Genomic DNA, 22,155 nt, shown 5'->3' with positions numbered 1-22,155 from the left:
GGTGGCTGGAGAACGAGGCGAGCGGGTGCCCCACACCATCTCCCCCCTTGAGGGGGAGATGTCCGGTAGGACAGAGGGGGGTGGCGGCAGGCAGATCGCCCGCAAATCGTTCTCTGACATGCAAATGCCAAATTATTTGGCGATTGGGGCAAATCAGCTTAACATGCGCGGATTCTCGAGGCGCGGTGCGGCAGGGTTTGCGTAGATCGAYGAACAAGACATTGCTGGCAGCGTGCATGGCGGCGGCCTGTCTGCTGCCCGGTCGGTCTTTGTCCGAAGAGACCACGCCGGCCAGCACCACGCCCGTCGACCAGCAAAGCGTGCTCAACGTCAAGCGCACCGCCACCGAGAGCGAATTGCGCGATGTCGCCAAGTCGATCGCCGAGGCCAAGGCGCATTCCGAATCGCTCGAAGCCAGCATTGCCGGCATCGAAAAGACCACGGCCGGGCTGCGCGAGGCGCTGGTCGACTCCGCGTCCAAGCGCAAGGAGCTTGAGCGCCAGACGCTCGCAACAGAAGCCAAGCTGAAAGATCTCCAAGGCCAGGAGGCCAAGGTCAAGGCGTCGCTGCATGAGCGGCGCGGCCTGCTCGCCGAAGTGCTGGCCGCATTGCAACGCATGGGCCGCAATCCGCCGCCGGCGCTGCTGGTCACCCCCGATGATGCGCTCTCGTCCGTCCGCAGCGCGATTCTGCTCGGCGCCGTGGTGCCGGGCATTCGTGGCGAGACTGACAAGCTTGCCGCTGACCTGAAATCGCTGCGTGACGTCAAGACCCAGATCGCCAGCGAGCGCCAGAATTATGTGACGACCATGGCCTCGGCGCTCGAGGAAGAAAACCGCATGTCGCGGCTGATCGACGAGAACGACAAGCTCTCGACACGCAATAAGGCCGAGCTCGAAAACGAGAAGCAGCGCACGGCCGAACTGGCGTCCCGCGCCACATCTCTCGAAAATTTGATCTCGTCGATGGAGAAGGACATCGCCTCGACCCGGCAGGCCGCAGAGGCTTCAAAACTCGAGGATATCAAGCGTCAGAACATGTCGCCGGCCGAGCTGGAACAGGCCAGGCGCGACGCCGAGACCAACCTGCCCGACAAAAACCGCATTGCGCCCGCATATCCGTTCTCGGTAATGAAGGCCAAATTGGACCTGCCGGTTGCCGGCGACGTCTTGCGGTTTTTTGGTGATGACGATGGAACCGGCCATCCGGCACAGGGTCTGACGGTTGCAGCCGGCCAGGGATTGGTGGTGACGGCGCCGGCCGATGGCTGGATCATGTTCGCCGGACCATTCCGCAGCTACGGCCAGATGGTGATCATGAATGTGGGGGAGAACTATCATATTGTCCTCTCCGGCATGGATGCGGTAACAGCCCGGCAGGGTCAATTCGTCGTCGCGGGCGAACCGATCGGCCAGATGGGTGAAAAGAGAATTGCAAGTGCGGCCGCGGTGAATATAGTCACGGACCGACCGACACTATACATAGAGTTCCGAAAGGACGGAAAACCGGTCGATTCGTTGCCCTGGTGGTCCGCGAAAAATCTTGGAAAGGCGCGAAATGCTACGTAAGACTTCACTGGTGCTGCTGGGCGCCCTCCTGGGCTCGACCGCGATGGTCGGAGTCTACTCCGCCGGCCTGCCGGCCGAGGCAGCCGGCTCATCGACCTATAAAGAGCTCAGCGTTTTCGGTGAGGTTTTCGAGCGGGTTCGCGCCCAGTATGTGACGCCGCCTGACGAGCAGAAGCTGATCGAGAGCGCCATCAGCGGCATGCTCTCCTCGCTTGACCCGCATTCGAGCTACATGAATGCCAAGGATGCCGACGACATGCGCACGCAGACGCGCGGCGAATTCGGCGGTCTCGGTATCGAAGTGACGATGGAAAACGACCTCGTCAAGGTCATCACCCCGATCGACGACACGCCCGCCGCCAAGGCCGGCGTGCTGGCCGGCGACCTGATCTCCAAGATCGATGGCGTCGATGTGCGCGGCCTGAAGCTGGAAGATGCTGTCGACAAGATGCGCGGCGATGTCGGCCAGCCGATCAGGCTGACCATCCTGCGCAAGGGCGCCGACAAGCCGCTCGAATTCACCATCAAGCGCGACATCATCGCCGTGCAGGCGGTCAAGGTGCGTGTCGAGGGCGATGTCGGTTATCTCCGTATCATCTCCTTCACCGAAAAGACCTATGACGACCTGAAGAAGGGCATCGAGAAGATTCAGAGCCAGGTGCCGAACGACAAGCTGAAAGGCTATGTGCTCGACCTGCGCCTCAATCCGGGCGGCCTGCTCGACCAGGCGATCAATGTCTCCGACGCCTTCCTCAACAAGGGTGAGATCGTGTCGACCCGCGGCCGTATCGAAAGCGAGACCCGTCGCTTCTCGGCGACCGAAGGCGATCTCATCAACGGCAAGCCGGTGATCGTGCTGATCAATGGCGGTTCAGCCTCGGCCTCGGAAATCGTCTCCGGTGCGTTGCAGGATCTGAAGCGTGCGACCATCCTCGGCACGCGCTCGTTCGGCAAGGGCTCGGTGCAGACGATCATCCCGCTGGGCGATAACGGCGCGCTGCGCCTGACCACGGCGCTCTACTACACCCCGTCGGGCCGGTCGATCCAGGGCATCGGCATCACGCCGGATGTCAAGGTCGATGAGCCGATCCCGGCGGAACTGCAGGGCAAGATCGAGAAGGCGGCCGAATCCTCGCTCGCCGGCCATATCAAGGGCGCCAACGAGACGACGGATGGTTCCGGCTCGGCTGCCTATGTGCCGCCGGATCCGAAGGACGACGTCCAGCTGCACTACGCGCTCGATCTGCTGCGCGGCCTGAAGAAGGACCCGGCTTTCCCGCCGGACCAGAGCAAGGCCGTCGCTGTCGAGCAGAAGAAGGCCGAAACGACCAAGTAAGGCGTTTATTGCAAAGCGGCGGAGTTTTGGCTCCGCCGTTTTCGATTCCGGGAAGGCGATCCCGTTAAATGCGCCGAAACCATTTGAGAGGGCGGGCGGACACCCTTGAATTCCGGCATTCATTCGCCGCTCGGGCAGGACAGAAGGCCACCGCGCCAGCGTCGGCCGTTTTTCACATTTGGCCGTTTGCTGGCAGTTGTCGTCGTGCTTTGTCTTGCCGGTGTCTCTGCCTATCCGTTGCTGCGCCCGGCCGATCATTTCCAGAAGCCGGAACTGGCTGACGTCTCAAAGAAGCCGGTTGATAAACCCGTCGACGCCAAGGTCGCCCAGGCCGACCCGACACAAGCGGACAGGCTCAAGCGCACCAAGCCGCTCGATGGCGCCAATGTCGAGCGGCAGGTGATGGATGACGGCTCGATCGTCACCAAGATCACGCCGCGCGACCGCAGCAGGGATGGTCCGCTGATCATCGACGCCAATGCCAATGGCCCTCAGGACCTGAAGACGGCGGCGCTGCCGGACGAGAACCTGATCGAGACCGCCGCCGAAGGCCAGCTGCCCACGGTCTCTGCCGACGGCACGCGGCCGGTCGACCGCTATGCCCGGCCTTGGTCAGGTGCCAAGGGACCGCGCATTGCCATCATCATCGGCGGGCTCGGGCTCAGCCAGACCGGCACGCAGCGGGCGCTGAAACTTCTGCCGGAGGAGATCACGCTGGCTTTTGCCGCCAATGGCAATTCGCTGGGGCGCTGGATGCCGGTGGCGCGCCGCGGCGGCCATGAAATCCTGCTGCAGGTGCCGATGGAGCCGTTCGATTACCCGAACAACGATCCAGGCCCGCTGACGCTGACGCATGGCAATTCGCCGGACAAGAATATCGAGCTCTTGCATGAATCGATGGCGAAGATGACCAATTATACCGGCGTGATGAACTATCTCGGCGGCAAGCTGCTCTCGGACCCGAATGCACTGGAGCCGATCATGAGCGACATCGGCAAGCGCGGCCTGCTCTTCCTCGACGATGGTTCGGCGGCGCAATCGCTGACCGCGACCTATGCCAAGGCCTATAACATGCCGCAGGCCTTCGCCGACGTCGTGCTCGACAACGAGGTCAAGAAGGACGCGATCCTGAAGAAGCTCGACGCGCTCGAACGCATTGCGCTGAGCAAAGGCAAGGCTGTTGGCGTTGCCTCGGGCTTCGACGAAACGGTCGACGCCGTGGCCGAATGGGCCAAGGCCGCCAACGGCCGCGGCGTCGAGATCGTCGGTATTTCGGCACTGGCGGAAGTGCCGAAGTGACTGGTCACTCCGGCTTCACTTCTGTCTGATCAGATCCGCGCCCATTCGGGCAGCCATTGGCCATGCGCCTTGAGCAGATCGTCGGTGAGTTTCCAGATCTGGTCGAGATCAAGCTCGGCGCCGGTATGCGGGTCCATCATCGCGGCGTGATAGATGTGCTCGCGGTTCTCGGTCATCATCGCCGCCACCGTCAGTTCCTGGACGTTGATATTGGTGCGCATCAGTGCGGTGAGCTGCACCGGCAGGTCGCCGATGAAGGTCGGCTGGATGCCGTTGTGGTCGACGAGGCAAGGCACTTCGGCAGCGCAGTTTTGCGGCAGCGAGGTGATGCAGCCGTTGTTGCGGATGTTGCCGTAGATGACCGAAGGCGTGCCGGTCCAGACCGAGTTGATGATCTCGGAGGCGTATTCCTTGCTGTTGGCCACCTCGATCTTGTCGGCGCTGCGGAAGGCTTCGGCCTGGCTCTTCCACCGCTCAACCTGCTCGATGCAGCGTTTCGGATATTCGTCGAGCGGAATGCCGAATTTCTCGATCAGGTCGTCGCGGCCATCCTTGATGAACCAGGGCGTATATTCGGCGAAATGCTCCGAGCTCTCGGTGACGAAATAGCCGAGCCGGGTCAGCATTTCATAGCGCACCTTGTTGGGGCAGCGCGGGTTCCAGCCGGGCTTCGGTGCCCGGCCTTCGCGGTAGCCGCGCACCAGATCCGGATAGAGGTTCTTGTAGGAACCATCCGGCTGCCGGTGCTCGAAATTGAGGTAGAAGGCCATGTGGTTGATGCCGGCGGCGCGGTAACGGATTTCGTTATAGGGAATATCGAGGTCATGGGCGAGTTCCATCGCCGTGCCCTGCACCGAATGGCAGAGACCGACCTGCTTGATATCGGGGTATTTTTCCGCGATCGCCCAGGTGTTGATCGCCATCGGGTTGACATATTGCAGCATCACCGCGTTCGGGCAGACGGCGCGCATGTCCTCGCAGATTTTCCAGAGATGCGGCACTGTTCTCAGGCCGCGCATGATGCCGCCAATGCCGAGCGTGTCGGCGATCGTTTGGCGCAGGCCGTATTGCTTCGGCACATCGAAATCGGTGACAGTGCAGGGCTCATAGCCGCCGATCTGGAAGGCTACGACGACAAAATCGGTATTTTCCAACGCCTTGCGCTGGTCCATGTAGGTCTCGACCTTGGCCGTGGCGTCGAGCGTCGACACCAGCTTGCGGGCGACGATCTCGCTTTCTGCCAGGCGTTCGGCATTGATGTCCATCAGCGCGATCGTGGCACCCGCGAGTGCCGGGCGCTGCAGAATATCGCCGACGATGTTTTTCATGAACACGGTCGAGCCGGCGCCGATGAAGGTGATTTTGGGATCACGTGCCATTTCGTGCTTCCTCTGGAGGATGATGATTTATTGGATCAAGGTGATAATGCCTGCAGTATCAGGCGTTAAGAGGAAGCTTGTGCTTATGATGGTAAAATCGTGCTCAGCTGCTTGCGACCACGCTGAGAAGAAATTCGCCTAACGCAGATATCGGTTGACACGCGCTTCCAGCAGACGGATCAGCCCCGGGTCCATGAATTCGTAATCGTCGGGAATATCGAGGCAAACAATGCGTTTACTGCCGATCCGCGAGCGAAATTTCTGGCGAACCTTGTTGAGATGGCTTTTCTCCATCACAAAAATGACATCCGCCCAGTCGATCAGGTCTCCGTCGAGCGGGATATTCGCATCGTTGTTGGTGCCCGCCGACAGGGCTTCGACGCCGTCATATTGCGAGAACACCTGTTCCGCCGTCGGGCTGCGCAGCCTGTTCTGGCTGCAGATGAACAGCAGCTTTTGATATCTTGGCGCCGCCAGCATGTTCAGCCGCCCTGTTGTTCATCCATGATGCCCTTGGTCAGCGAACCGTCCGAGGGATAAAGCGGGATCAGGCAGGCCTGCAGTGCATGGTAGATATCGGCCTTGCCTGCGAAGAGCGTATGCGCAGGCTGCAGGTCTTCGCTCAGTTCCTCGTGCCAGCCGCCCCTGCCGCGGTCGAGGAAGTTGTTGGCGATCGTGTTCCAGATCAGCCGGTAGCTTTGCTCATGCATGTCGGAGGGCACATGGTTGATGAGGAAGGCTGCAGCACCGATGCCCTCCGCCATTGGCCACCAGATTTTCGAGCGCTTGGCCGGGACATCGTTCCAATCGAGCGTATAGAAAAAAGCGCCCTTGTCATTGTCCCAGCCGAGCGCCATGGATTGCGCGAACAGCGCCTGCGCCGCACCTGGCATCCAGTCCTGCTTGCGGTCGCCGAGCGCGTAAAGCTGCAGGATAAGCCGCGCCCATTCCAGCCAATGGCCCGGTGTCGTTCCCGACGGGCGGAACATCTCGTTGCCCTTGTAATCCCTAAGCAGGTTCCAGTTTTCGTCGAAATGTTCGCCGACGCGGAAGCCGGTTTCGCGGGCCTTGCGGTTGATGATCAGGTCGGCGATCCGTTCAGCCTTGTTGAGATAGAAATCGTCGTCGGTCGCCTCATAGGCGGCCATCAATGCCTCGGTCAGGTGCATGTTGGAATTCTGGCCGCGATAGCCTGGCACCGGCGACCAGTCGGCCTGGAATTCCTCGGCGATGGCGCCATGATCTTCTTCCCAGAATTTATGCTCGATGATCTCGGTGACGTCGGTCAGCATGGCTTCTGCCGCCGGATGGCCGACCAGGGCTGCCGACGAGGCGGCGAGCAGCACGAAGGCATGGCCATAGCCCTGCTTCATGCCGTCGATCGAACCGTCATTGTTGACCTGCCAGAAATAGCCGCCGCGCTTCTGGTCGCGATGGACGTTCCAGAGATAGGCCATGCCGTGGTCGATCAGGTCGGCGCAGCCGGGACGGCCGAGCAGGTGGCCGATGGCCATGCAGTGGACCATGCGCGCCGTCGAATGGATGCCGCGTACCGGGTTTTCCGGATTGATCGGCTGTCCGTCATCATGGAATTCGAAGAAGCCGCCCTTGGGGTTGACAGAGCGCCACTGGAAATAGTCGAACAGTTTGGTGGCCTCGCCACGCAGCCAGTCGCGATGGGTCGGCAGGTTGAGCCAGCTTTGAGTGGTCACGGGCGGTCCTCCTCTGGGCAATTCCGGACCAGCGCAAAGCGGCTTGGGGAATTGCATGAAACAATAGCGAGGGCATTTCCGTCACCCGAAGAAAACAGCAATGCCGGCAGAAAATATCAGGCGATTTGCGCGAGGCGCGTCTCGGCGAGGCGCACCCAGTAGGAGACGCCATAGGGGATGATCTCGTCGTTGAAATCATAGCCGGTATTGTGCAGTCCCGGCGTGTCGCCATTGCCGATGAAGATGAAATTGCCCGGTCGGGCATTGAGCATATAGGAGAAATCCTCGCCGCCCATGGTCGGCGTCGTTGCCGGATTGACCTGGCTAGCACCGACGATGTCGTTGGCGACACCGACGGCTGCCTCGGTCTGGCCGGGATGGTTGACGGTCACAGGATAGCCGGCATGATGAGAGACGGTCGCCTCGGCGCCATGGGCTGCGGCAATGCCCTCCGCGATCCTGCTCATCTGTGCTCGGGCTGAGTCGCGTGATTCGGGCCTGAGCGTGCGGATCGTGCCGGCAAGCGTTGCGACGTCGGGGATGACATTGCTGGCCGTTCCGCCCTGCATCTTGGTGACCGACACGACCGTCGAATCGAAGGGGTCGGAGACGCGTGAGACGATCGACTGCAGCGAGGTGATGATGTGGGCGGCGATCAGCACCGGGTCGATGCCGCGATTGGGCATGGCGGCATGGCTGGAGCGGCCGCGGACGCTGATCGAAAATTCATCTGTCGCGGCCATGATCGGGCCGCTGCGGGTGGCGAATGCGCCGATGGCGATGCCCGGCATGTTGTGCATGCCGTAGACTTCGGAAATCCCAAACCGATCCATCAATCCGTCGCGCACCATTTCCCGGCCGCCGCCGCCGCCTTCTTCGGCCGGCTGGAAGATGACGACGATCGTGCCGGCGAAATTACGCGTTTCCGCCAGATATTTGGCGGCGCCGAGCAGCATGGCGGTATGGCCGTCATGGCCGCAGGCATGCATCTTGCCTGCGGTCTTCGAGGCCCAGGCCTTGCCGGAGGTTTCGGTGAGCGGCAGCGCATCCATGTCGGCGCGCAGCCCGATGGCTGGGCCAGGGCCGTTGGCGCCACGGATGACGCCGACCACGCCGGTGCGGCCGAGGCCGGTGACCACCTCGTCGACGCCGAATTCCCGGAGCTTTTTCTCGACGAAAGCCGCCGTCTTGACAGTGTCGAACAGGATTTCCGGCATCTGGTGAAGTTCGCGGCGCCAGGCGGTGATCTCGTCATGCATTTCGCTGGCGCGGTTCAGGATCGGCATCGTCTGGCACCTTCATTCATGCGGTCTGGCAGACGGAAAACAATGGCGGGGATAAAAAGCGTCTGCCATTTCCTTGCCATATAGGCTAAATAGGGGCCGGTAAAGATTTTCTTCCATGACTGGTTTGAGGCGGTTGACCCGATGAGAATGATTTTGCGGCATGCGGGCAGAACGGCGGCGACGGTGGTGCTGGGCGTGGCGCTCACCCTCGGAATCGCGGCCGAGACGATTGCCGGCCCCCATATCCTGGTCGACGTGACGACGGGCAAGGTCATTGAACATGACCAGGCGTTCCAGCGCTGGTATCCGGCTTCGCTGACCAAGCTGATGGTCACCTATACCACGTTCGACCTGCTCCGATCCGGCAAGATCACGCTTGCGACCCGGATCGTGATGAGCAAGGAGTCGGCCGGACAACCGGCGTCGAAACTCTATCTCAAGCCCGGCGATTCCATGACGCTCGACGATGCGCTGAAGGCTATGCTGACCAAGTCGGCCAATGATATCGCCTATGCCATTGCCGAGAATCTCGGTGGCGACATGCCGACTTTCGTCAACATGATGAACACCGAAGCGGTTCGTCTCGGCATGTTCTCGACCCATTTCATCAATCCCAACGGCCTGCCGGGCGACGGGCAATATACCAGCGCGCGCGATCTCGCCGTGCTGGTCATGGCGCTGCGCCGCGAATTTCCGCAATATGCCGGCTATTTCTCGCTCGAAGGCATCAAGATCGGCAAACGCCAATACGGCAACTACAACAAGCTGATCGGCCGTTTCGCCGGTGCTGACGGTATGAAAACCGGCTTCATCTGCGCCTCCGGCTACAATCAGATCTCGACGGCGACCCGCAACGGCCACACCATGCTGTCGGTGGTGCTCGGCGCCGATACGCTGATCGGCCGCTCGGATATGTCCGCGGCTTTGCTCGAAAAGGGCATGGCAACGGACGAGACCTGGAAAATGCCGCAGCTCGCCAAACTGCCGCCCTATGGTGCGACACGCGACGTCGTCGCCGATGTCAGCCAGCAGATCTGCAAGAAGAAGGGCAAGAAGGTCCGCTCCGAAGCCAATGACGATGCGGACGGTTCGAAGACCGTTTCACCTTTCTCGCTGCCGATCGATCATCCGCTCAACGTGGCGCTGATCACCATCACGCCAGCGGGCAAGACTGTCGTCGATGAGGATGACGCGGGCCAGGGCGACACAGGTGGCCAGACCCAGTATATCCCGATCCCTGAGCCGCGCCCGGTCAACTGATGGCACGCCCGGCTGAACGCATTCCGGTCTCGATCCTGACCGGCTTTCTCGGCGCCGGCAAGTCGACGCTGCTCAACCGGCTGCTCAAGGATCCGGCCATGGCCGACACGGCCGTGATCATCAACGAATTCGGCGAGGTCGGCATCGATCATCTGCTGGTCGAGTCATCCGGCGATTCGCTGGTGGAACTCTCCAATGGCTGCCTCTGCTGCACCGTGCGCGGCGAGTTGACCGACACGCTTGCCGATTTCAGCGAGCGTCTCGCCGATGGCCGCATCAAGGCGCTGAAACGGGTGGTGATCGAAACGACCGGTCTTGCCGATCCGGCGCCGGTCATCCAGTCGATCATCGGCCACCCCCAGATTTCGCTGGATTTTTCCGTCGATGGCGTGATCACGCTTGTCGATGCGGTCAATGGGTTGTCGACGCTCGACAATCATGAGGAGGCACGCCGCCAGGCAGCCGTTGCCGACCGGCTGATCATGAGCAAGAAGCGGTTGGCGAGTGCGGAGCAGATTGCCGCGCTGGCATCGAGGCTCCGGCGGCTCAATCCATTGGCCGAGGTGATCGACGGCGATTCCGAGCGCGCCAGTGCGTTCGTTACGCTGTCGGCCGGGCTCTATGATCCGGCGACAAAGATCGCCGATGTGCAGCGCTGGCTGCATGATCAAGCCGAGCATGATCATCATCACGACCATGATCATGAGGGGCATGACCATCATCACCATCATGACGATATCGACTCGTTCAGCATCGTGCATGACCGGCCGATCGACCCGGCGGCACTGGCCATGTTCGTCGATCTCCTGCGTTCGGCGCATGGCGAGAAACTGCTCAGGATGAAGGCGGTGGTGGCGCTGGCCGATGATCCGGACCGGCCGCTCGTGCTGCACGGCGTGCAATCGGTGTTCCACGCGCCGGAACGGCTGCCGCGCTGGCCGGATCCGACGGATCGCCGCACGCGGATGGTGTTGATCACCAAGGACCTGCCGCGTGATTTCGTCCAGAGCCTCTTCGACGCGTTTACCGGCACGCCGCGCATCGACCGGCCGGACCGGCAGGCGCTGGAGGACAATCCGCTGGCGATCCCCGGAATGCGGCTGTAAGGGCTTGGGCTTTACTGCAGGGGTCTGCGCGGAATGGGCTCGGACCCGCTATAGAGCCGCCAAACCCAGTCGCTGCCTGCCCGCTTGAAGATCGCCACGAGGCGGTATGCCACCGGGATGGTACGGTCAGGGTAGACGAAATCGAGACGCCCCTGCGCAAAAACCCAGGCTGTATCGTTATCGATGGTGATCGATTTATTGTCCCAGAACCAGCGCAACCGGAAGGACGCCGAGAAAAGGGCGGTTACCAGGCCCTCAAGATCCTGACGGCTGGATGCGGTCTCGCCGTCTTCCGACCCAATCAGTTGAAAGCCGTCACTCCAGAGTTCATTGACGATGGCGCTGTCTCTGTTGAACATGAGTTCGCTCGCCCTGTCGAGCTTCGCAGCAATTGCTGTCTTGTCGTCCATGCCCGCCTCCCTTGTCTCCTAACCAGAGACTAGCAGAGGGGTGCTGAAACGCAATCCTAGGCTGATTTATGCCGTCAGGCGAACTTCTCCATCCGCCTGGACATCGACGTCAAACGACGTCTTCTCCGCCGGTCGACCGAAGAGATAGCCCTGGCCTTCGGTGCAACCCCAGCCGGAGAGCAGTTCGACATCGCTCAGCTTTTCAATGCCTTCCGCGGTGCAGCGCAGGCCGAAATTGCGCGACAGCGCCAGAATGGCGTCAACCAGAACGCGGCTGTCGCGGCTGTCGGCCAGCGATTGCACGAAGGAATGGTCGATCTTGAGCTTGTCGAAGCGGCAAACGCGCAAATGGTTGAGCGTCGAATGGCCGGTGCCGAAATCGTCGAGCGCCACCGAAATGCCAGCGGCGCGCAACTGGCGGATCGTATCGCGCGCGGTTTCGAGATCGGAAACCAGCGCATTCTCCGTGACTTCGACCTCCAGGCGGCTGGCAGGGAAATCCGCGGCGGCAAGGATGTCGAGCAGTTTGCGGGACAGCGCCTTGTCACGCAGCTGCACCGGCGACAGGTTGACCGACAGCATGACATGGCTCGGCCAATGGCGTGCGACGCCGGCGGCGCGGATGAGGATGGATTCGCCGAGCTGGCTGATCATGCCGCATTCCTCGGCGACGGGAATGAATTCCGCCGGACTGATCGGGCCGCGCTCGGGATGGTTCCAGCGCGCCAGGGCTTCGTAGCCCAGGACGTCGCGGCTGGTAAGGTCGACGATCGGCTGGAAATAGGGGACGATGCTGCCGTCCTTGAGCGCCTGGCGCAGTTCCGTCTCAAGCCAATTGCGCTCCTTGACCACCTTTTCGAGCGTATCCTCGAAGAAGGCGATCTGCTGGCGGCCGGCGCGCTTGGCCTTGTAGAGCGCGATGTCGGCACGGCGCAGCGCCTCAGCGACCGAGTCGAAGTCGCCGATCATGGCGACGCCGACGGAGGTGCCGAGAACGAGGTTGGTGCTGCCATATTTGAACGGTTCGCTGACGCCCGCCAGACAGAAGCGCGCATAATGCAGCGCCTCGCCTTCGTCCTTCAGCGGCGGGGTGATCATGGCGAATTCGTCGCCGCCGAAGCGCGCAACGATGCCGCCGGGGAAATGACTTTCGATGCGGCGGGCATAGTCCACCAGCACACTGTCGCCGGCGGGATGGCCATAGACGTCGTTGACGGCTTTGAAATGATCGAGATCGACGAGAAACACGGCGCGATGTTCCGTAGCAGGCCGCTCGAATATGACGCGCTGGCCGAATTCCTCGAAACTGCGGCGGTTGGCAAGCCCGGTCAACTGGTCACGCATGGCAAGCTGCCGGGACTGGTGCTCGGCCTCGCGCTGCCTGGCAAAGGCGGTGCGCAACCTGCCATATTGCAGGAAGGCGAAGACCGTAAGGCCGAGGCTGGCAACCAGGCCCAGCGACATCAGCGAATTGAAATCGAAAACGCCGGAGCGATCGACATTGATCAAAGCAGGAGCGGACTCAACCTGACGTTCGAGGGACCGCATCTTCAAGGTCAAGCTGGAATTCGGTTCCTGCAGGACATGACGCAGACGGCCGTAGAGATCGAAGTGGTCAGCCGCTACGAAGAGACAAACGGTTAGACCGAGAACCAGGAGGTTCTGCAGCCAATACCGGCGTGCCGTCTTATGCTGTTCCAAAGTCGCGTCATCGTTACGCATGACTGATCCCGAGAGTGCTGTCCCGGAATGCTGCTTAACAATTGGCTCCTGTCAAAAAGCTTAATTTTGAATCCAATTGTAATAAAAGGCTGTACTTCCCCTGCACATGCTTAACCGAAACTAAAACCAGGTGCAGAAAAGCAAGGACAGCGAAGTCAAACGCTGCCCCTGCTCTGATCAGGATTTCAACTGAAGACGATCAGCAGGTCCTTGGCGTCGATCTGGTCGCCGGCGCGAACCAGGACTTCGGCGATCGTGCCGTCCTTTTCGGCATGCAAGGCCGTCTCCATCTTCATCGCTTCGATCGACAGAAGCACGTCACCCGCCTTGATCGTCTGGCCGGGGGCGACCGCCACGGTCGAAACGACGCCCGGCATCGGTGCGCCGATCTGGGCGGCATTGCCGGGCTCAACCTTGCGGCGGATCGCGCCATTGGAGGCACCATGCGCCCGGTCCGGCACCTTGATGCGACGCGGCTGGCCGTTGAGTTCGAAGAACACGGTGACCATGCCCTTCTGATCGAGTTCGCCCTGCGCCTGATTGAGGATGACCAGCGTCTTGCCGCGTTCGATATCGGCGAACAGTTCCTCGCCCTGCGGCAGGCCGTAGAAATAGGCATGTGTCGGCAGAACCGAAACCGGGCCGTATTGCTCGGCGGCAATGGCGAAATCGGTGAACACCTTCGGATACATGAGGTACGAGGCGAATTCGAAATCGCTGACCTTGCGTTCAAGCTTGGTCTCGATATCCAGCCGCTCCTTGTCGAGATCGGCATCCGGCAGAAGCGAGCCGGGGCGGACGGTGTAAGGCTTGTCGCCCTTCAGCGCCTTCTTCTGCAACGCGTCGGGCCAGCCCGAGGGCGGCTGGCCGAGATCGCCCTTCAGCATCGACACCACCGATTCCGGGAAGGAGATTTCCTTGCCCGGATTGACGACGTCCTCGACGGTCAGGTCCTGGCTCACCATCATCAGCGCCATGTCGCCGACCACCTTGGAGGACGGCGTCACCTTGACGATGTCGCCGAACATCTGGTTGGCATCGGCATAGGCCTGCGCGACCTTGTGCCAGCGGGTTTCGAGGCCGAGCGAGCGGGCCTGTTCCTTGAGATTGGTGAACTGGCCGCCCGGCATTTCATGCAGGTAGACCTCCGAGGCCGGGCCTTTGAGGTCGCTTTCGAAGGCCGTGTACTGAGTGCGGACATTCTCCCAATAGAAGGAGATGCGGCGGATCCATTCCGTATCCAGGCCCGGGTCACGCTCGGTGCCCTTGAGCGCCTCGACGATCGAGCCAAGGCAGGGCTGCGAGGTGTTGCCGGACAGCGCATCCATGGCCGCATCGACGGCATCGACGCCGGCTTCGACGGCGGCAAGCACGGTGGCGGCGGCAATACCCGACGTATCATGGGTATGGAAATGGATCGGCAGCGAGGTGGCCTGCTTCAATTCGCGGAACAGCACGCGTGCCGCCTGCGGCTTGAGCAGGCCGGCCATGTCCTTGACGGCGATAATGTGGGCGCCGGCTTTTTCGAGCTGCTTGGCCAGGTCGACATAGTATTTGAGATCGTATTTCGGCCGGGCGGAATTGAGGATGTCGCCCGTGTAGCAGATTGCCGCCTCGCAGAGTTTGTTCTCCTCGGCGACGGCATCCATCGACACGCGCATGTTTTCGACCCAGTTCAGGCAGTCGAAGACGCGGAACAGGTCGATGCCGCCCTTGGCCGCCTGGCGAACGAAGTACTTCACCACATTGTCGGGATAGTTCTTGTAGCCGACGCCATTGGCGCCGCGCAGCAGCATCTGCAGCAGGAAGCTCGGCGCGTTTTCACGGATCAGCGCCAGCCGTTCCCACGGGTCCTCGGTGAGGAAGCGCATAGAGACGTCGAAGGTCGCCCCGCCCCAGCATTCGAGCGACAGAAGGTTTGGCAGCGCCTTGGCATAGGTATTGGCGATGGCCGCGATATCGAAGGTACGGACGCGGGTGGCGAGCAGCGACTGGTGGCCGTCGCGCATCGTGGTGTCGGTCACCAGCACGCGCTTTTGTGCCACCATCCAGTCGGCGAATTTCTTCGGACCGAGATCATCAAGCAATTGCTTGGTACCTGGCTTGACCGTCAGATCGCAGAACGGCACTTCCGGCAGGGCGGCATCCTTCGGCGGCCGGGCGCGACCACGAGCCTCCGGATGGCCGTTGATCGTCACGTCGGCGAGATAGGTGAGCAGTTTGGTGGCGCGGTCGGCGCGCTTGACCTGCTGGAAGAGTTCCGGCGTGGTGTCGATGAAGCGGGTCGTATAGCTGTTGGTCTGGAAGGCGGGGTGAGTGATGATCGCTTCCAGGAAGGTCAGGTTGGTGGCGACGCCGCGGATGCGGAATTCGCGCAGAGCGCGGTGCATGCGGTGGATCGCCTCGATCGGCGTCGGCGCCCAGGCGGTGACCTTTTCGAGCAGCGGATCGTAGAAGCGGGTGATCACCGCGCCGGAATAGGCGGTACCGCCATCCAAGCGGATGCCAAAGCCGGTGGCGCCGCGATAGGCGGTGATGCGGCCGTAATCGGGGATGAAGTTCTGTTCCGGGTCCTCGGTGGTGATGCGGCATTGTAGCGCATGGCCGTTGAGTCGGATATCGGCCTGCTTCGGTACGCCCGATTCCGGCGTGCCGATGGCAAAACCGTCGAGGATGTGGATCTGGGCTTTGACGATGTCGATGCCGGTCACCATTTCGGTGACGGTGTGTTCGACCTGGATGCGCGGATTGACCTCGATGAAGTAGAATTTGCCGCTCTGCATATCCATCAGATATTCGACGGTGCCGGCGCCGATATAGTTGGTAGCCTCGGCGATCTTCAGCGAGTAGGAGGCGAGCTCGGCGCGCTGTTCCTCGGTGAGATAGGGCGCCGGCGCACGCTCAACGACTTTCTGATTGCGCCGTTGAACCGAACAGTCGCGTTCGAAGAGGTGCACGACATTGCCATGCGTGTCGCCCAGCACCTGGCTTTCGACATGGCGGGCGCGCTCGACCAGTTTTTCGAGGTAGACCTCATCCTTGCCGAAGGCAGCCTTGGCTTCGCGCTTGGCTTCCATCACTTCGCGCGCGAGATCCTTAGGATCTCGGATGGCGCGCATGCCGCGGCCGCCGCCGCCCCAGGACGCCTTGAGCATGACCGGATAGCCGATTTCATCTGCCATTTTGGCAACGACGTCCATGTCATCCGGCAGCGGCTCGGTGGCCGGTACGACCGGCACGCCGATCGAGATCGCCAGATTGCGGGCCGCGACCTTGTTGCCGAGCTGGACCATGGTCGCCGGCTTGGGGCCGATGAAGGTGATGCCGTTGTCTGCGCAAGCCTGAGCGAATTCGGGKCTTTCCGACAGCAGCCCGTAGCCGGGATGGATGGCATCGGCGCCCGAAAGCTTGGCGACGCGGATGACCTCGTCGATGGCGAGATAGCTTTCGATCGGGCCGAGATCACGCGCCAGATGCGGGCCACGCCCGACCTGGTAGGATTCGTCGGCCTTGAAGCGATGGAGCGCAAGTTTGTCTTCCTCGGCCCAGATAGCGACCGTTTTCAGGCCCAGTTCGTTGGCGGCACGAAAAATGCGAATGGCGATTTCTGAACGGTTGGCTACGAGGATCTTCTTGATCGGCAAGGCCGGGCTCCTGACGCTGGGGCTGGTCTGAAAACGTACGCATAATGGCCCTTCATCGCGCCCCAATCCGGGTCAAAACCCGCCTGCCGGTTGCCTGATTCCGGCAGAAATTGTGCAGAACGGCAGGACTTTTCGCATGCGCGAGCAAATCCTAGCGCGTTGCAGCAAGAAGCGCAATTTCGAATTTTGTCAGAATTGTGAATCCGCCTTCCGTCAGGAGATCAGGCCCTGACGGAAAGCCAGCGCCACCGCATGATTACGGTTGCGCGCCTTGAGCTTGGTTTGCAGGCTGGTCACGTACCAGTCGACCGTATTGGACGAAACATCGAGGATCGAGGCGATTTCCGGCGAGGTGCGGCCTTCGGCGAGATTGTTGAGCGCCTGGATCTCACGATGGGTCATGGTGATTTCCATGCCTGCGGCAACGCTGTCGGCATGCTTTTCGCCCATGAATTCCAGATAGCGGAGATAGGAACTGCGGAAGGCGGTTTCGAGCAGCGCGATTTCGACGGGGGCCAATTCGACTTCGGTCGGGCCGCCCACGGTCGTGGCGCCGATCAGGCCGTTGCGGCTGAAGACGGGGAAGATATAGCCCGATGTCAGCCCATGCGCCTTGCCATCGGCCATCATCGCCTTCATCCGGCGATAATGCGGGTTGTTGCGGTAGGCTTCGACGGCCTGCGCCCAGGAGAAACTGCGATTGGCGCGCAGGAGAAAACGGATCGTCGGGTCCATGACGATATATTTCTTCTCCACGTAACGCGCGACCCATTCCGGCGGCCAGTTGGCGGCGACGATCAGTTCGGCTGCGTTCTCGATCGGCTTGGGCTGATGAAAGACACAATAATATTTGAACCCGAACTCGTTGAGCAGGCGCTCGAGTTCGCTCGTCAGCACCTCTGTGGAAGGTGCTTCGCCAACGGCGACGAGAAAATGCATAATATCTTTGAAACGCAAATGTTGTCCCCACGACGCGAATATGGCGCCATACTGGCCCCTCGCAAATGGCGCGTCAATAACAACTTTTCATCTGACAAAATGAACTCCGGATTGCAGATTTAAAGCAACATCAGAGCATGCTCAGGACTTATTACAATTTTAACGGAATTCCAAGTTGTCGCTACGACTTGGACCTGGCTTTCCGTAAATATCGTGTTTTGCTGCGAGAAATTTAATTCACGATTCAAGATGTAAGCTTTGGATGTATATATTTATTCTGCGCTGCGATAGGAATTGCTGCAGAGATCGGGCCGCTCGCTTGCGGCGAATCGGCCCGTTTTGAATGTCAGCCCATGCGCTCGGAGGCGTAGGAGCCGGGGCTCGCCGGGAAGACGATCGTCTTGTTGCCGTTCATGAAGACGCGATTGTGGATGTGCGCGTGGACGGCACGGGCGAGCACCTGGCTCTCGACATCACGGCCGATCGAGACATAGTCGCCGGCGGACTGGGCATGGGTGATGCGGGCGACGTCCTGTTCGATGATCGGGCCTTCGTCGAGGTCGGCGGTAACATAGTGCGCCGTGGCACCGATCAGCTTCACGCCGCGCTCATAGGCCTGCTTGTAGGGATTGGCGCCCTTGAACGACGGCAGGAAGGAGTGGTGGATGTTGATGATCTTGCCCGACATTTTCTTGCAGACTTCGTCCGACAGGACCTGCATGTAGCGGGCCAGCACGATCAGTTCGGCGCCGGAGCTGACGACGACGTCCATCAGGCGCGCCTCGGCCTCAGGCTTGTTGGCCTTGGTCACATTGATGTGGTGGAATGGAATGTCGGCATTGACCACCTGCTTCTGGTAGTCGAAATGGTTGGAAACGACGCCGACGATGTCGATCGGCAGCGCGCCGATCTTCCAACGGTAGAGCAGATCGTTGAGGCAGTGGCCGAAGCGCGACACCATCAGCAGCACTTTCATCCGATGGTCGCCATCATGGAATTGGCAATCCATGTCGAAGCGCTTCTTGACCGGTTCGAAAGCCTTGGTGATCTCTTCAAGGCTGGCCCCTTCCTGGCTGGTGAAGGTGACGCGCATGAAGAACAGGCCGGTTTCAAGGTCGTCGAACTGCGAGCTGTCGATAATGTAACAACCCTTCTCCGCCAGGACCCCGGAGATGGCGGCGACGATGCCGCGCGTGGATGTGCAGGAGACGGTCAGGACATAGCTTTTCATAGGGCGCCTGTTTCTGTTGCGTTGCAATGGGATCTCCGCCCGGCATTAGACCGCGCCGCGACATCTGACAAGTGGATGTCAACGAGGCTCATGAGGGGCGATCAATGTCTTGGAGAGCCCGGATCGAGCGACATCATAGGAAAATCCGCGTGTCGCTATTTTCTGATTGCGACATGACTTTGTGCGCAGCGGCTTTTATCTTGGCCCGGAGCAACGGCGGACAGGTCAACTCATTTGTTCGATCCAAAAGCGGACTGCTTCGACCGGGTCGGGTGGGTCCATCGGATAATGCAGCGATTCATAGGTTTCGATAAGGGTCGCAAGAGCATCGAGCCGGTCGCCGTCTGCCGTACTGATCGGTGCTCCCCATAGAAGGCCGAGCTCTGCAAGTGATGCCTGATACCCCGCCTCTGTGTGGATCGGCTTCAGATCGGTCGTCATGACATCACTCTCCCATCTCAACCCGGTTTGTCCCCATAGACCTGGATCGCGGCGGCCAGCGTGGTGAAGTTTTCCCGCAGCCGCCGGTCGATGGCAATGGCCACCTCCGGGTATTCTTCCAGCATGCGCCGGAAAAGCAGGCGGCTGATGCGGATGACCTCGCTCTCGTCGACGGCTGTTGCGGTGAAATGCCGCTCCGCGTCGGCAATCATGGCGATCTCGGTGAGGATAGAGCCGGGGCCGGCCTCTCCCATTGTCCGCTCGCCGCCGGAGGGCGAATGCATGGTCAGCCGCAACCGCCCCATGGTCACGACAAAGGCGGAATCGGCTGCGGCGCCCTGGCGGAAGAGCACATGGCCCTTCTCCAGCCGGCGGCGTTCGGCCCCGAAAGCAAGCAGACGCAAATGCTCTTCCGAAAGGCCCTCGAAGATCGAAAGCTGCATGAAGAGCGTAATATCGTCCTTTAGGGCCATCTAGTCGCTTTCAGGGTATGATCTTGTAGCCGCCATTTTCGGTCACAAGGATTTCGGCGCTGGATGGGTCCTTCTCGATCTTCTGGCGAAGGCGGTAGACATGGGTTTCGAGCGTATGCGTGGTGACACCGGAATTGTAGCCCCAGACTTCTTCCAGGAGTTCGTCGCGGGTCACTGCCTTCTGGCCGGCGCGGAAGAGATAGCGGATGATGGCCGCTTCCTTCTCGGTCAGCCGGATCTTCTTGCCTTCGGCGTCGGTCAGGAGTTTTTGCGCCGGCTTGAACAGATAGGGGCCGACATTGAAGGTGGCATCCTCGCTCTGCTCATACTGACGGAGCTGCGCGCGGATGCGGGCCAGCAGCACGGCAAAGCGGAACGGCTTGGTGACATAGTCATTGGCGCCGGCTTCGAGGCCAAGGATGGTGTCGGCATCGGTGTCATGGCCGGTCAGCATGATCACCGGGCTCTTGAAGCCGCCCTTGCGCAAAAGTTTTACCGCTTCGCGGCCGTCCATGTCAGGCAGGCCGACATCCATGATCAGGAGGTCGATCTGGCCGCCGCGCGCCGCCTGTATGCCCTTCGTCGCGTTCGCCTCCTCGATCACCGAAAATTCTTCGTAAAGTCCGAGCTGTTCGACAAGGGTTTCGCGCAGGTCCTGATCGTCGTCGACCAGGAGGATTGTCCGGGCTGTCATGATGTTATTCTTCCCGTTCACATGGTGTGATGGTGATTGGTATGCCAGAATCGCCAATAAGAGCAAGGGCGTGGGCAGGTTCGGCCCCGGCTCATCAGGAAAAACGATCACATGCAAGGCAAAAGGCTGTGAAAACATGGCACTCACCGAAATTCTGGTCCGCGCAGCACCCGGAAATCCCCGCCAGGCGATCGTTCAGGCCGGCCCGTTGACATTCCGGGCGGCGCTCGGCCGCAGCGGCCGGGCATGCTTGAAACGGGAGGGCGATGGCGCCACGCCGATCGCAGCGATGCGGCTGATGTCAGGCTATTATCGTCGAGACCGAGGCGTCGGCGCATTACGAACTGATTTGGCAATGCGCCTGATTCACGAGGACATGCTGTGGTGTGATGAGAGTGGCAATGCCAATTACAATCGCCCGGTCCATGCGCCTTTTGCCGGGAGCCATGAGAGGATGAAGCGCAGGGATCATCTCTACGACATCTGCCTCGTCATGGATTGGAACATATCCAGCCGCAGGCACGGTTGCGGTTCGGCGATCTTCTTTCATCTGGCCAAGGCTGGCTACCAGCCGACGGAGGGCTGCGTGGCAATCCGCATGCGCGACATGTTGCGCTTGCTGCCGCTTCTCGGGCCGAAAACAGTGGTGAGGGTCCTATAGGGCAAACCATTTTGCTTGTCTCGAAAGACAGGCAAAAATCCTGGGAACCTTTTGAGCGGATCTGCATCCAATGGCCACTTCCGGTGCAAAGCGCGCCAGGAGCCCCGTCTGGAGGATAGGAGATCCGTCATGTTCAAAAAATTTCTCACCGCGACCGCCATGGTTGCATCGCTGGCGACCGCAGCAATCGCCGCCGATAAGCCGACCGACCCGCAGATCGCCCATATCGCCTATACGGCCGGCGAAATCGACATTGCCGCCGCCAGGCAGGCGCTCAAGAAGAGCAAGAATGCCGAAGTGCGGGATTTTGCCAAGACCATGGAGCGTGACCACAAGGCGGTGAACGAACAGGCGCTCGCGCTGCTGAAGAAGCTGAAGGTCAAGCCGGAAGACAACAATACCAGCAAGTCTCTGTCGGCCGCTGCCAAGGCTGAACTGTCAAAGCTCGCCAAGCTTCACGGCGCCGCCTTCGACAAGGCCTATGTCGACAATGAAGTCGCCTATCACAAGCAGGTCAACGGTGCGCTGGAAACGCTTCTGATCCCTTCGGCTCAGAATACCGATTTGAAATCGTTGCTGCAGACCGGTCTGACGCTGTTCAGGGAGCACCAGCAGCATGCCGAACATCTGGCATCCATGGTCAAGTAGGTTTGCCATGCGCGCCCTCTTCCGCATCCTTCYGGCGCTGGTACTTGCGGGGCTCGTGGTTGGCGACCCGGTCGGTGCGCTGGCCGCCAGTTACGACATCACGATCGCCAAGATGAAATTCGGCCCGGTGCCGGCATTGCATGTCGGCGACGTGATCGTCTGGCACAATGATGATATATTCCGTCATACCGCGACCGCGCGCGACAAGAGTTTCGATGTCGACCTGCCGCCGAAATCGCAACACAGCATGACGGTCAAGCAGGCTGGAAAGGTGGACTTTTACTGCCGTTTTCATCCGATGATGAAGGGTACGCTCGATGTTCAGCCCTAAGCCGCCGCGACGGCG

At 60.7% G+C, this 22,155-nt stretch carries 20 protein-coding genes; 8 read left to right on the top strand and 12 right to left on the bottom strand.

What is annotated here, in order from left to right; translation table 11 throughout:
* The first annotated feature begins 236 nt into the window (after positions 1-236).
* The 3 genes from AC1D06_RS07310 (at position 237) to AC1D06_RS07300 (ending at position 4,203) form a co-directional block, all read left to right on the top strand.
* Complete coding sequence (locus AC1D06_RS07310; protein ID WP_477985746.1) at positions 237-1,568, top strand: murein hydrolase activator EnvC family protein; 1,332 nt, start codon at positions 237-239, stop codon at positions 1,566-1,568.
* A complete protein-coding gene (locus AC1D06_RS07305) occupies positions 1,558-2,904 on the top strand; it encodes a S41 family peptidase (RefSeq protein ID WP_477878251.1) in 1,347 nt (448 codons plus the stop codon). The genes AC1D06_RS07310 and AC1D06_RS07305 overlap by 11 nt, the downstream gene beginning before the upstream one ends.
* A gap of 105 nt (positions 2,905-3,009) precedes the next feature.
* Complete coding sequence (locus tag AC1D06_RS07300; protein ID WP_477985745.1) at positions 3,010-4,203, top strand: divergent polysaccharide deacetylase family protein; 1,194 nt, start codon at positions 3,010-3,012, stop codon at positions 4,201-4,203.
* Positions 4,204-4,232: 29 nt separating this feature from the next.
* Here the strand turns inward: AC1D06_RS07300 and melA are convergent, their stop codons facing one another.
* The 4 genes from melA to AC1D06_RS07280 all read right to left on the bottom strand — a co-directional run bounded on the left by melA (position 4,233) and on the right by AC1D06_RS07280 (position 8,580).
* Positions 4,233-5,582 carry an alpha-galactosidase gene (gene melA, locus AC1D06_RS07295; protein ID WP_477985744.1) on the bottom strand — a complete coding sequence of 450 codons (1,350 nt, stop codon included), beginning with the start codon at positions 5,580-5,582 and terminating at the stop codon, positions 4,233-4,235.
* Positions 5,583-5,720: 138 nt separating this feature from the next.
* Complete coding sequence (locus tag AC1D06_RS07290; protein WP_477985743.1) at positions 5,721-6,062, bottom strand: low molecular weight protein tyrosine phosphatase family protein; 342 nt, start codon at positions 6,060-6,062, stop codon at positions 5,721-5,723.
* A 2-nt stretch (positions 6,063-6,064) separates the two neighbouring features.
* Positions 6,065-7,294 (bottom strand): AGE family epimerase/isomerase, encoded by a 1,230-nt coding sequence (locus AC1D06_RS07285; RefSeq protein WP_477985742.1) that lies wholly within the window; start codon positions 7,292-7,294, stop codon positions 6,065-6,067.
* A gap of 116 nt (positions 7,295-7,410) precedes the next feature.
* Complete coding sequence (locus tag AC1D06_RS07280) at positions 7,411-8,580, bottom strand: M20 aminoacylase family protein (RefSeq protein ID WP_477985741.1); 1,170 nt, start codon at positions 8,578-8,580, stop codon at positions 7,411-7,413.
* A 141-nt stretch (positions 8,581-8,721) separates the two neighbouring features.
* Here AC1D06_RS07280 and AC1D06_RS07275 point away from each other — a divergent pair, with 141 nt between their 5' ends.
* The gene (locus AC1D06_RS07275) at positions 8,722-9,840 is read left to right on the top strand and encodes a D-alanyl-D-alanine carboxypeptidase family protein (protein ID WP_477985740.1); all 1,119 of its coding nucleotides are present in this window, start codon (positions 8,722-8,724) and stop codon (positions 9,838-9,840) included.
* Complete coding sequence (locus AC1D06_RS07270; protein ID WP_477985739.1) at positions 9,840-10,946, top strand: CobW family GTP-binding protein; 1,107 nt, start codon at positions 9,840-9,842, stop codon at positions 10,944-10,946. The genes AC1D06_RS07275 and AC1D06_RS07270 overlap by 1 nt, the downstream gene beginning before the upstream one ends.
* Positions 10,947-10,957: 11 nt before the next feature.
* Here the strand turns inward: AC1D06_RS07270 and AC1D06_RS07265 are convergent, their stop codons facing one another.
* The 8 genes from AC1D06_RS07265 to AC1D06_RS07230 all read right to left on the bottom strand — a co-directional run bounded on the left by AC1D06_RS07265 (position 10,958) and on the right by AC1D06_RS07230 (position 20,500).
* Positions 10,958-11,356, bottom strand: a complete 399-nt coding sequence (locus AC1D06_RS07265) for a nuclear transport factor 2 family protein (RefSeq protein WP_477985738.1) — start codon at positions 11,354-11,356, stop codon at positions 10,958-10,960.
* A gap of 66 nt (positions 11,357-11,422) precedes the next feature.
* Positions 11,423-13,078 (bottom strand): putative bifunctional diguanylate cyclase/phosphodiesterase, encoded by a 1,656-nt coding sequence (locus tag AC1D06_RS07260; RefSeq protein ID WP_477985737.1) that lies wholly within the window; start codon positions 13,076-13,078, stop codon positions 11,423-11,425.
* A 185-nt stretch (positions 13,079-13,263) separates the two neighbouring features.
* Entirely contained in the window at positions 13,264-16,722 is a 3,459-nt protein-coding gene (pyc, locus tag AC1D06_RS07255; protein WP_477985736.1) for a pyruvate carboxylase, read from the bottom strand.
* Positions 16,723-16,935: 213 nt separating this feature from the next.
* Positions 16,936-17,679: a helix-turn-helix transcriptional regulator gene (locus AC1D06_RS07250; protein ID WP_477985735.1), complete on the bottom strand. Its 744-nt coding sequence runs from the start codon at positions 17,677-17,679 to the stop codon at positions 16,936-16,938.
* Positions 17,680-18,007: 328 nt separating this feature from the next.
* Positions 18,008-18,892: a formyltetrahydrofolate deformylase gene (gene purU, locus AC1D06_RS07245; RefSeq protein ID WP_477878240.1), complete on the bottom strand. Its 885-nt coding sequence runs from the start codon at positions 18,890-18,892 to the stop codon at positions 18,008-18,010.
* A 225-nt stretch (positions 18,893-19,117) separates the two neighbouring features.
* A complete protein-coding gene (locus AC1D06_RS07240; protein ID WP_477985734.1) occupies positions 19,118-19,333 on the bottom strand; it encodes a helix-turn-helix domain-containing protein in 216 nt (71 codons plus the stop codon).
* 17 nt (positions 19,334-19,350) lie between these two features.
* Positions 19,351-19,806 carry a cyclic nucleotide-binding domain-containing protein gene (locus tag AC1D06_RS07235; RefSeq protein WP_477985733.1) on the bottom strand — a complete coding sequence of 152 codons (456 nt, stop codon included), beginning with the start codon at positions 19,804-19,806 and terminating at the stop codon, positions 19,351-19,353.
* Positions 19,807-19,816: 10 nt separating this feature from the next.
* Positions 19,817-20,500, bottom strand: a complete 684-nt coding sequence (locus AC1D06_RS07230) for a response regulator transcription factor (protein WP_477878237.1) — start codon at positions 20,498-20,500, stop codon at positions 19,817-19,819.
* Positions 20,501-20,636: 136 nt separating this feature from the next.
* On the opposite strand from AC1D06_RS07230, the gene AC1D06_RS07225 reads away from it, so the two are divergent.
* The 3 genes from AC1D06_RS07225 to AC1D06_RS07215 all read left to right on the top strand — a co-directional run bounded on the left by AC1D06_RS07225 (position 20,637) and on the right by AC1D06_RS07215 (position 22,140).
* On the top strand, positions 20,637-21,161 hold the full coding sequence (locus AC1D06_RS07225) for a L,D-transpeptidase family protein (protein WP_477985732.1): 525 nt from the start codon (positions 20,637-20,639) through the stop codon (positions 21,159-21,161).
* 129 nt (positions 21,162-21,290) lie between these two features.
* The gene (locus tag AC1D06_RS07220; RefSeq protein WP_477985731.1) at positions 21,291-21,809 is read left to right on the top strand and encodes a DUF4142 domain-containing protein; all 519 of its coding nucleotides are present in this window, start codon (positions 21,291-21,293) and stop codon (positions 21,807-21,809) included.
* A gap of 7 nt (positions 21,810-21,816) precedes the next feature.
* Positions 21,817-22,140: a cupredoxin domain-containing protein gene (locus tag AC1D06_RS07215; protein ID WP_477985730.1), complete on the top strand. Its 324-nt coding sequence runs from the start codon at positions 21,817-21,819 to the stop codon at positions 22,138-22,140.
* Positions 22,141-22,155 lie beyond the last annotated feature (15 nt).

It is taken from the genome of Rhizobium sp. P2_G2 (assembly GCF_056403555.1).
The sequence above is the reverse complement of the archived record's forward strand: the minus strand, read 5'-3'. Positions and strand labels throughout refer to the sequence as shown.